At 35.9% G+C, this 11,054-nt stretch carries 9 protein-coding genes and 2 pseudogenes; 8 read left to right on the top strand and 3 right to left on the bottom strand.

Annotated elements, in window-relative coordinates; translation table 11 throughout:
- The coding region (locus CER22_RS31245) for a YwbE family protein (RefSeq protein WP_142293626.1) at window positions 1–321 on the top strand (321 nt) is incomplete at its 5' end.
- Between the two features lie 274 nt (window positions 322–595).
- Here the strand turns inward: CER22_RS31245 and CER22_RS31240 are convergent.
- A complete protein-coding gene (locus tag CER22_RS31240) occupies window positions 596–1,189 on the bottom strand; it encodes a hypothetical protein (RefSeq protein WP_088063960.1) in 594 nt (197 codons plus the stop codon).
- Between the two features lie 387 nt (window positions 1,190–1,576).
- Between CER22_RS31240 and CER22_RS31235 the strand changes: the two genes are divergently transcribed.
- From CER22_RS31235 to CER22_RS31195, 7 genes and pseudogenes are all read left to right on the top strand, one after another.
- Window positions 1,577–3,055, top strand: coding sequence for a DHA2 family efflux MFS transporter permease subunit (locus tag CER22_RS31235; RefSeq protein WP_088063959.1), 1,479 nt, complete (start codon window positions 1,577–1,579; stop codon window positions 3,053–3,055).
- Between the two features lie 506 nt (window positions 3,056–3,561).
- The gene (gene cypD, locus CER22_RS31230; RefSeq protein ID WP_088610520.1) at window positions 3,562–6,759 is read left to right on the top strand and encodes a bifunctional P-450/NADPH--P450 reductase; all 3,198 of its coding nucleotides are present in this window, start codon (window positions 3,562–3,564) and stop codon (window positions 6,757–6,759) included.
- 810 nt (window positions 6,760–7,569) lie between these two features.
- Window positions 7,570–8,076, top strand: a complete 507-nt coding sequence (locus tag CER22_RS31220; RefSeq protein ID WP_088610519.1) for a GNAT family N-acetyltransferase — start codon at window positions 7,570–7,572, stop codon at window positions 8,074–8,076.
- 4 nt (window positions 8,077–8,080) lie between these two features.
- Window positions 8,081–8,446: pseudogene (locus CER22_RS31215) on the top strand (zinc ribbon domain-containing protein); the annotation flags it as partial.
- 278 nt (window positions 8,447–8,724) lie between these two features.
- Window positions 8,725–8,943 (top strand): annotated as a pseudogene (locus CER22_RS31205) (hypothetical protein); the annotation flags it as partial.
- A gap of 60 nt (window positions 8,944–9,003) precedes the next feature.
- Entirely contained in the window at window positions 9,004–9,309 is a 306-nt protein-coding gene (locus tag CER22_RS31200; protein WP_073515595.1) for a monooxygenase, read from the top strand.
- Window positions 9,310–9,710: 401 nt separating this feature from the next.
- The gene (locus CER22_RS31195; protein ID WP_073515594.1) at window positions 9,711–10,082 is read left to right on the top strand and encodes a DUF1304 domain-containing protein; all 372 of its coding nucleotides are present in this window, start codon (window positions 9,711–9,713) and stop codon (window positions 10,080–10,082) included.
- 115 nt (window positions 10,083–10,197) lie between these two features.
- Here the strand turns inward: CER22_RS31195 and CER22_RS31190 are convergent, their stop codons facing one another.
- Complete coding sequence (locus CER22_RS31190; protein ID WP_088610518.1) at window positions 10,198–10,518, bottom strand: hypothetical protein; 321 nt, start codon at window positions 10,516–10,518, stop codon at window positions 10,198–10,200.
- A gap of 127 nt (window positions 10,519–10,645) precedes the next feature.
- A complete protein-coding gene (locus tag CER22_RS31185; protein ID WP_088063956.1) occupies window positions 10,646–11,038 on the bottom strand; it encodes a VOC family protein in 393 nt (130 codons plus the stop codon).
- Between the last annotated feature and the right edge of the window lie 16 nt (window positions 11,039–11,054).

The raw sequence follows: 11,054 nt of genomic DNA, 5'->3' as shown, positions 1-11,054 counted from the left end.
GAAGAGAAGCGTAAACAAGAAGAGCAGCAAAGAGTAGAAGAAGAGAAGCGTAAACAAGAAGAGCAGAAGACTCAGCAACAACAGTCTATACAACAAGAGAGAACACAAAAACAAGAAAAAACAACACAAGCAACAGGTGGGAAACCAACAAGATCACAAATTTCAGTTGGTTCACATGTAGTTATTCAATTAGATAATGACTATAGTAAAACTGTAAGTGGTGTTGTGAAAGACATCTTAACACATAGTGAAACACATACATACGGCATTAAAGTTCGATTACAAGATGGACAAATTGGCCGTGTTCAAAGTGTTAATTAGTGAAAAAAGATTTGACTACTTTTCAAAGAAATAAAAACTACAAAAAACCGGTTCTTTCGTAAAGGAATTGGTTTTTTGTAGCGTTTTGCTTAGCGTACGAAATTTGCGTTTTGTTGATGTCACCACATCTCTATCAAGTTATCACATACAAAGTAATAGATGTTTTTTATGATTTGAAAGGAGAGGAAGCGAACTTGGAGGGAGTATGTTTGAGAAGATTAAAGGAAATGTTTTTTTGTTCTGGATTATGGACTTATTCGCCTGTTCTAATGAACTAAAAGAAGAACTTTCCCATACCGATTAGACTACTAAGCATTCCGATTCCATTCATGGTGCCTTTTCCTACTGTCAGTAAGTTTCCAAGCATTCCTGGCTGACCGTTATTTCCCCATCCCATAGGACTTACCTGTCCTCCCCATCCTGGAGGGTTTCCAAAAATACCCCAGTTATTATTGGTATTAAAATTAAAAGCTTTAGCTGGTGGCGATAGTAAAGCGGCGAGATGACCTTGTGCGAACATCCCTGCATGATTGAATGGTTGGGCCCAGGGTAAGGGAGGTTTTTGGAGATTACCTACATGGCCTTGTAATGGCGTCCAATTAGCGGGATGTCCTTGTGGCATCATCCCTGCATAATGGATTGGCTGACCTAAAGAGAAGGGAGGAGTTTGAGGATTGAAACCCGTATAATAGGCTGGCGAATCCCAACCAAATGGATAGCCTCGACAACTCCAATTCTCAGGAATCTTCAAATCATTCATTCCCTCAGCCTTAGTGATTTGGGGCTGTAAATATAATGATGACATTGCAATTTGGTTCGTATATTGCTCACCGTTGCCCTCTGAATTCAAATACCAATATTGGTACATAAGTTTATTCCCCTCACTTTAAAAATGTAATGTTAGACTTAGCCTATGTAATATTCCTTTTTATGGATGGTTACATAACTAGATTTACAAGCCTGTATTTAAAGGAATAGGTGTATGGTCTTGTTGATTTATCCTACTATTTGTGGGCAATAAGACAACTCCACCTCAAAATGTAACCTAATTTAATTTCGGTTAACAAACGCGTTTATGAACGTTTGATCAATAAAAAAGATTTTCAGATATTATGTTGGGCAAGTAGAATTGTTAAAAAGAGAATATCCATTCGAAGAGTTTGGCAAAATACTGCAAGGGCAATGTATTCTTGTGCAGATTTGCAAACGGCTTAAACGAATTAATGGAATTTATAATGAAGGGGTAAATGAATATATGAGTGAAACATTACATAAAAGAAAACCACCATATTTAATGCTTGTAATCCTTTTTATTGGGGCCTTTGTTTCATTTCTAAATAACTCGCTTTTAAATGTAGCCTTGCCATCGATAATGAAGGATTTAGACATTAAAGATTATTCAACGATTCAGTGGCTTTCTACAGGGTATATGCTTGTAAGTGGTATATTAATTCCGGCATCAGCATTTTTAATAACCCGCTTCTCCAATAGGAGCTTATTTATTACATCTATGTTGATTTTTATTCTTGGTACGGGCTTAGCGGCTTTAGCGCCGAACTTTAGTTTATTACTGACTGGGCGGATGGTTCAAGCAGCAGGTTCTTCAGTCATGGGGCCTTTGTTAATGAATATTATGCTAGTAAGCTTTCCAAGAGAAAAAAGGGGAACAGCGATGGGGATTTTTGGGTTAGTTATGATTACAGCTCCAGCAATTGGACCGACACTATCGGGTTATATTGTAGAGTATTATGACTGGCGTTTGCTTTTTGAGATGATTTTACCGTTAGCAATCATTAGCTTACTGTTAGGGGTTTGGAAATCGGAGAATGTCATGAGACAAAACAAAAATGCAAAACTTGATTATCTCTCATTACTATTATCTTCTGTCGGTTTTGGCGGTTTGTTATATGGATTCAGTTCTGCAAGCTCCGACGGTTGGACGAATAAAGTTGTTTTAACAACCTTAATCATAGGCGCTATTGCCCTAATTACTTTCATTATCCGTCAATTAAAAATGAATGAACCGTTATTGGATTTACGTGTTTACAAGTACCCAATGTTCGCACTTGCGTCTGTAATTGCGATTGTTAATGCAGTGGCCATGTTTTCGGGTATGATTTTAACCCCAGCTTATGTACAAAACGTCCGCGGTATTTCACCGCTAAGCTCTGGGCTGATGATGCTTCCAGGTGCGGTAATAATGGGGATTATGTCACCAATTACAGGTAAACTATTTGATAAATATGGCCCTCGTATTCTTGGTATAGTAGGACTTTCCATTACAGCCGTTTCAACTTATATGCTAGCAAACCTGCAACTCGACTCTAGTCACACGCATATTATTCTTATTTACACACTGCGGATGTTTGGGATGGCGATGGTGATGATGCCACTTATGACAAATGGCCTTAATCAATTGCCAACTCGCTTAAATCCGCATGGTACAGCTGTTAATAATACAGCTCAACAAGTATCCGGTTCAATTGGTACTGCTATCCTTGTTACGATTATGAATTCGGTAACAAAAACAAAAGCTGAAAGTCTAATGGCTGATGTAGATCCAACAACCTTCACAGAAGCTACGAAGGCAATGTTAACTCAGAAGGCTTTATTATCTGGAATTCAATATTCATTCTATGTAGCGCTTGGCATGAATATTGTTGCACTACTATTAGTTTTTTTCGTTAAACGTGTAGATACAAGCGCGGAAGCTGTCGAGAGGTTAAATCGGTAGAGTAAAATAAAACCTTAGATCATGACTCCTATAAGTTTTTACTGTTTAGTTAGACTATGAAGAAATGCAAATTTCTGCTGCTAAGGCGCTGGTATTTAAATCTGGAAAAGAACCAGTGAAATAATTATATATAGTAAAAAGGATCTGATATTCATATCAGATCCTTTTTTCATTAGCAACACAGTATACTTACTTATCGTATTTGTTTGAATTGACATTAGAAACTACTGGTTTTCCCAATACTACAATCTTTAGCTCTCAATTTCTGATAAACATTATCATAATACGCTTCATTTTTATTTAGTATTTTTTCTGCAAGTTATACATGTAATAGCAACAAACAACTTAGATTAACAACCTTATAAGCAATATCATAATCGTGAATAGTTAGGGAAAAGATAAAATAAGGTAATCAATTACATATCTTTATCCCAGGCGATTCATTGCTATCTTCTTTTTATTGAATGGGATATTTTATTACATGTTTTTTTGAAAGGGTGTTTTTAATGGATAAAAAAGTATCTGCCATTCCTCAACCGAAAACATATGGATTGCTGGGGAATCTCCCATTAATCGATAAAGATAAACCGACCCTATCCTTTATCAAGATAGCGGAAGAGTATGGTCCCATTTTTCAAATTCAAACTTTAAGTGATACCATCATTGTCGTTTCTGGGCATGAACTGGTAGCAGAAGTCTGTGACGAAACAAGATTTGATAAAAGTATAGAGGGTGCTTTAGCGAAAGTTCGCGCCTTTGCTGGAGACGGATTATTTACAAGCGAGACTCATGAGCCTAACTGGAAAAAAGCTCATAATATTTTGATGCCTACATTCAGCCAACGAGCAATGAAAGATTATCATGCTATGATGGTCGATCTTGCCGTACAACTCGTTCAAAAATGGGCACGGCTTAATCCGAATGAAAGCGTAGATGTACCGGAGGATATGACTCGCCTTACATTGGATACAATTGGTCTATGTGGTTTTAATTATCGATTTAATAGCTTTTATCGTGAGACCCCTCATCCTTTTATTACTAGCATGAGCCGTGCTCTAGATGAGGCGATGCACCAATTACAGCGGCTGGATATAGAAGACAAACTCATGTGGAGAACGAAACGTCAATTTCAGCATGATATTCAATCTATGTTTTCTTTAGTGGATAATATTATTGCTGAACGTAAAAGTAGTGGAAATCAGGAAGAAAATGATTTACTTTCCCGTATGTTAAATGTGCAGGATCCGGAAACTGGTGAAAAATTAGATGATGAAAATATTCGTTTCCAAATTATCACTTTTTTAATAGCTGGGCATGAAACAACAAGTGGATTATTATCTTTTGCAATCTATTTTTTATTAAAGAATCCGGATAAATTGAAAAAAGCCTATGAAGAAGTAGATCGGGTTTTGACAGATCCTACTCCAACATACCAACAAGTTATGAAACTTAAGTATATACGGATGATTTTAAATGAATCGCTACGTCTATGGCCTACTGCTCCAGCATTCAGTCTCTATGCAAAAGAAGATACAGTGATTGGTGGGAAATATCCAATTAAGAAAGGAGAAGATCGTATTTCTGTTCTTATTCCACAGTTACATAGGGATAAAGACGCGTGGGGAGACAATGTGGAAGAATTCCAACCTGAACGATTTGAAGATCTGGATAAGGTTCCTCATCATGCTTATAAGCCATTTGGAAATGGTCAACGGGCATGTATCGGTATGCAGTTTGCACTTCATGAAGCTACACTTGTAATGGGAATGCTTCTTCAACATTTTGAATTCATTGATTATCAAGACTATCAGCTGGATGTAAAACAAACATTAACGTTAAAGCCTGGTGATTTTAAAATTAGGATTCTACCCCGAAATCAAACTATTAGCCATACTACTGTTCTTGCGCCTATAGAGGAGAAACTGAAAAACCATGAAACCAAGCAGCAAGTTCAGAAGACTCCTTCTATTATTGGGGCCGATAATCTTTCGCTTCTTGTTCTATATGGATCGGATACAGGGGTAGCAGAAGGTATTGCCAGAGAACTAGCAGATACAGCTAGTTTAGAAGGTGTTCAAACGGAAGTGGTAGCTCTTAACGATCGAATTGGAAGTCTGCCAAAAGAAGGGGCGGTTCTTATTGTAACTTCTTCTTATAATGGAAAACCACCAAGTAATGCAGGGCAGTTTGTGCAATGGTTGGAAGAATTAAAACCGGATGAGCTAAAAGGTGTTCAATACGCAGTTTTTGGTTGTGGAGATCATAATTGGGCTAGTACTTATCAGCGAATTCCAAGATACATTGATGAGCAAATGGCTCAAAAAGGAGCAACAAGATTTTCTACACGTGGAGAAACGGATGCAAGTGGTGATTTCGAGGAACAGCTCGAGCAATGGAAACAAAGTATGTGGTCTGATGCGATGAAGGCATTTGGATTGGAACTTAACAAAAACATTGAGAGAGAACGCAGTACATTAAGTTTACAATTTGTTAGTCGTCTTGGAGGATCTCCTCTGGCGCGAACATATGAAGCAGTTTATGCGTCTATACTAGAAAATCGTGAACTTCAATCATCTAGCAGTGAAAGAAGCACGCGACATATTGAGATATCCTTGCCAGAAGGCGCTACGTATCAAGAAGGTGACCACCTTGGTGTGCTGCCAATTAATAGTGAGAAAAATGTCAACCGAATTTTAAAACGCTTTAGATTAAACGGAAAGGATCAAGTCATATTGAGCGCAAGTGGGCGCAGTGTAAATCACATACCTTTAGACAGTCCTGTTAGTTTATATGACCTTCTTAGTTATAGTGTTGAAGTGCAGGAAGCAGCCACTCGAGCACAAATACGAGAAATGGTGACATTCACAGCATGCCCTCCTCATAAAAAGGAATTGGAATCGCTATTGGAAGAGGGAGTTTATCATGAACAAATATTAAAGAAACGTATGTCAATGTTGGATCTTCTTGAAAAGTATGAGGCTTGTGAAATCCGATTTGAACGCTTTTTAGAACTTCTTCCTGCGCTCAAACCGCGTTACTATTCTATTTCAAGCTCTCCACTCGTTGCACAGGATCGTCTGAGCATTACGGTTGGTATTGTTAATGCACCTGCATGGAGTGGGGTAGGGACATATGAAGGAGTAGCTTCTAATTATTTAGCTCAGCGTCATAATAAAGATGAGATTATTTGTTTCATTCGAACGCCACAATCGAACTTTCAATTACCTGAAAATCCAGAAACACCAATTATCATGGTTGGACCAGGTACTGGAATCGCACCATTCCGTGGATTCTTGCAAGCGCGTCGTGTTCAAAAGCAAAAAGGTATGAACTTAGGACAAGCACATCTATATTTTGGTTGTCGTCATCCTGATAAAGATTATCTCTATCGTACAGAACTAGAAAATGATGAAAGAGATGGATTACTCTCTTTACACACAGCTTTTTCTCGCCTAGAAGGATCTCCTAAAACATATGTACAGCATTTAATAAAACAAGATAGAATCAATTTAATTTCGTTATTAGATAATGGGGCTCATCTTTATATATGTGGTGATGGAAGTAAAATGGCTCCAGATGTAGAAGATACCCTTTGTCAAGCATATCAAGAAATTCATGAAGTAAGGGAACAAGAGGCAAGGGATTGGTTGGATTCTTTGCAAGATGAAGGGCGATATGGAAAAGATGTTTGGGCTGGAATCTAAATTCTTCTTAATTAGATAAGTAATATTTCATTCACGAACTTCTTTCGACTAAGTATAATTTTAAACAAAATAAACTGATTTATAAAAACCCTGTATTTTTTATTGAATATGGGGTTTTCTTATATTTAAATAAAAGGGACGTATATGTTGATTCAAAATCCAATAATCTTTATGCTTTATATACACAACATGGTAGATTTGACTTAATAAAAAGGGGAACCATCAGGGAGAAGTAGACTTTAATTTAAACTCAACAAAACCTTCACACAAATCTGGGGGATATGATTTGAAAATGGATTAAGAAAGGATTCATTTATGAATGAATGAGTAAGTAAGAAAAGCAATCCAACATTTTTATGTAAATGGGGCTGTAAATGAATATTTACTTAGGTGTGAAAATGAAATTGAATTACCTAAAGAATTAACTGTATTTATTCATAATGCAGACATTCAAACAATGCCTGTCAACATTGATGATATTTGGCCAGCAGAAAAATATGTATTCGATTTTAAACCATATAAGAATGAAGTTAATAGTAAACGAAATTAAGAATAGTTAAGAAAAAGCTATTCCCACTCTTAATTGACGCAATTTTCTAAAATATACAAATGTTAATATTTGTTATATGATATATTTGTCAAAGTACTGTTCCTGTAGTTTCTATAATGAATCTGTAAGATAGTTTGTTTGTCTCATATATTCACCTTAAACTAAAAAGAACTTGCAGAGATTCCTACAAGTTCTTTTTAGTTTAAGGATTGAATGTGGATTTGAAATAAAGAAACGATTTTTTGAGAGGAGAAAAGTAAATGTTTATAAGAGCAGAAAGATTATTAATACGAAATTTTGAGTTCAAAGATTGGCAAGCTGTCCATGAGTATACATCAGATAGCAATGTTATGAAATACATACCCGAAGGAGTTTTTACTGAAGAAGATACAAGAAACTTTGTAAATAGAAATATGGGTGAAAATGCAGAGAACTTTCCTGTGATACTGGTAGATGAAAATATTCTGATTGGTCATATTGTTTTTCATAAATATTTTGGTGAGCATACTTATGAGATTGGGTGGGTGTTCAATTCTAAATATTTCAATAAAGGATATGCTTCTGAAGCAGCACAAGCTACATTAAAATATGGGTTTAAGGAAATGAAATTACATAGAATTATAGCTACATGTCAGCCACAAAATACCCCGTCATATCGAGTGATGGAGAAAATTGGAATGAGAAGAGAAGGATATTTCAGGAAGTGTATACCCCATGGAAATGAATGGTGGGATGAATATTATTACGCTATTTTAGAAGAAGAGTAGTGTCTCAGAACGCATTGTTCAAATCCCGTTTCATAAACTGATTGCAGCGATTGAGAATAAATGTATAAAAGAAGGTATACGATTTTTAAAACAAGAAGAAAGCTATACTTCAAAAGCTAGTTTTCTTGATAAAGATCCGGTTCCAGTTTGGACTAAGGATGATAAGACGTATTATCACTTTAGTGGCAAACGAATGACTCGTGGTCTGTACCAAAGTAAAGCAGGAACATGTATCCATGCTGATATTAATGGTGCGCTGAATACATTGCAAAAATCAAGAGTTGTAGAATTGGATGACAATCTCACAGTGAAAACGCCGATTCTATTAGAAGTGCAAAAACGTAAGGCTGTTGCTTCGCGCATAGCTTAGTGGGTGCGTCAACCATCCATGTGTACTCGACTTGTCGGGGCTTGTAGCACACGCCGGATTCATCTGAGTGGTGGCTTCTTCCATAAGGAAGAATTGCTCTTTTTCGAAAGGGTGGTGCAAGTGGGAAAACAATAGTTCGTTGCCAGTACCAACCAAAAACATACTTGGGGTGCTACCATAAGGTGGCATGAATCCTAGAGCGTCAACTGTCTAGCGATAGATGAAAAGACCTAGCGTTCTAACTCAAGCCCCCACTGAAACGTGTCACCTCAGTGGAGGTAGTTGATCATAGAACTGTTGCCACATTAATAAATACTTTAATTGAACATGGGCTTTCGCTGGATAAAATAATCGAACCACAATCAAATTTGGCAGGGATAGAGAAAATGCCAGATTTAATAAACGAATCGCGAAGTCCATCTTTTATTATAATCAAGTCAAAAAAAATAATATTTAAAAATATATACCGCAATCTGGGAGCTTTTATTGAATTATGAAAACAGCCGTTAAACTGTATGCATTCGAATTGAAAATATTGAACTTAGGAGTGAGTGAAAATGGCATATTTATTACAAGTTGATTTCCCGTTTGAAGGTCCTTTTGGTGAAGAAATGGAAAAAGCATTTTGGGATTTAGCAAAAAGTATTAATGAAGAAGAAGGATTCCATTGGAAAATATGGACGGAGAATCAAGAAACGAAAGAAGCTGGAGGCATTTATGTATTTGAAAAAAAACAAGATGCTGAAAAATATGGAGAAATGCACAAAAACAGACTTCAAACATTTGGTGTTAAAGATATTAGAGTAAGAATTTTTACCATCAATGAAAAGTTAACGAAACTGAATCGTGGTTATAGTAAATAATAAGGAGAATTCAAAAAAAAGAAGGGGATAATCTCTTCTTTTTTTGAATTCTTCTTTACTAGGATTTCTAGAAATTTGAACTGTTGTTGTGAATGAATTTAAAGCTGCTGAAACAAAATAGACCCACTTGAGCAAAAAAACTTGCAAAACTAAAAAAAGAGATGTATATTAATTGACGCATCAATCATTGATATATCAACTGTTTTCAGTTAGAAAGAATTGGTGAGAAGTTTGAAGAATGCGTTGGTATTAGTCAATCTCGATTGGAATTGCTCGCTATGTACCAACTATGCTTCTATCTATCGATCAAGCAGCCGACGAAGGGAATCGTTTCCTAGTTGATAGAATTCACAGTTGAAATAATATAGAACTGATATTAAGGAGAGAGGGGGTAGAATGGTATAGAAATAATCGCAGCTATTTTAGTCGGGATTGTAGCATTAGAACATTTGTTTATCATGATCCTCGAAATGTTTTTTATTAATTCAAAAGTAGCGAAACGTGCTTTCAAATTACCGAAGCATTTAGAAGGAGATAAAAACGTAGCTGTTATGTTTGCAAACCAAGGGTTATATAATGGATTTTTAGCCGCTGGTCTCATTTGGGGACTTATAATTGGGTTTAACCCAATTGGTTATATGGTTCAATTATTTTTCGTGATTTGTGTGGTGATCGCAGCTATTTTTGGAGGTTTCACATCTAATAAATCAATTATTGTGAAACAAGGACTTCCAGCTATTTTAGCATTGGTCGCTCTTTTATCTATGATGTAGAAACAAAGTTTTTCAATAAAAGAAACAATCTTTCCTAAAAATGACTTTGCATACTCTTAACTTTCTAGGTATGTGGCGCTACCTCAGTAAGAAAAGAAATAGGAAAAACACCCTATTACATTTTATTAATATAATAAAATGTAATGACTAGATCCAAAATAATGATAATAATGAGAAGTAACAAGTGTATAAATGCATCAGTTTTACTGTGTAATAAAGACTTTATAAAGAAATCCCATTCTGTTTCATAGGGGGACTCTATCCAATTCCGTTGCAGACCTAACACCATTCCATTTATGAAATAGACAATACTTAATAGAATTCTTCCAACAAATACGGCAACTACTTTTAAATTCCAATGCTTTATCTTGAGTATATAAAGGATTGGAAATAGTATAAGTATCCAAAAAATAATAATATAGATTGTATTTACCATTCTCTACTCCTAACAAAATGATTGTTTTTTAATATAGGTGAGTTTTCGGATTGAAGATATGTTTCCTTGTTACTATTTAAAAACAAGGGCCGGAATTCCGGCTCTTTTTCTATCCTAAAGTCCCACTTTATCTCTCCGTTTCAAAAAACTCAATCCATTCTCCATCAGGACCAGCGAAGAATATGTAACGTGTTCCATCTGGTAATGTTTCAATTTCTTCTCCTAGTAAAAAGGTTACTTTGTGTTTCTTTAGTCTTTCGATTTCATCTTCTAATGAATCCACTTTAAAGCAAATGTGATGTACTTTTCCTTCTGCCGGAAGAGAAGAGTTGTAGCCTTCAATTAATTCAAGTATCGTTTCCTTCGATTCTTCCACACCTAAAAAAGCGAGTTTTAAGTCGGGATTCGGGTGACCCATACGTTTAATGAGCTGTAAGCCAACTACTTCTTCATAAAATGAAATAGATGCTTCTAAGTTTGCGACCATAAGACCGACGTGTTCAATTCTTCTAACTGGCATGTAGATCCCTTCTTTC

This window comes from Bacillus sp. K2I17 (assembly GCF_002209985.1).
GTDB classification, from domain to species: domain Bacteria; phylum Bacillota; class Bacilli; order Bacillales; family Bacillaceae_G; genus Bacillus_A; species Bacillus_A wiedmannii.
The sequence above is the reverse complement of the archived record's forward strand: the minus strand, read 5'-3'. Positions and strand labels throughout refer to the sequence as shown.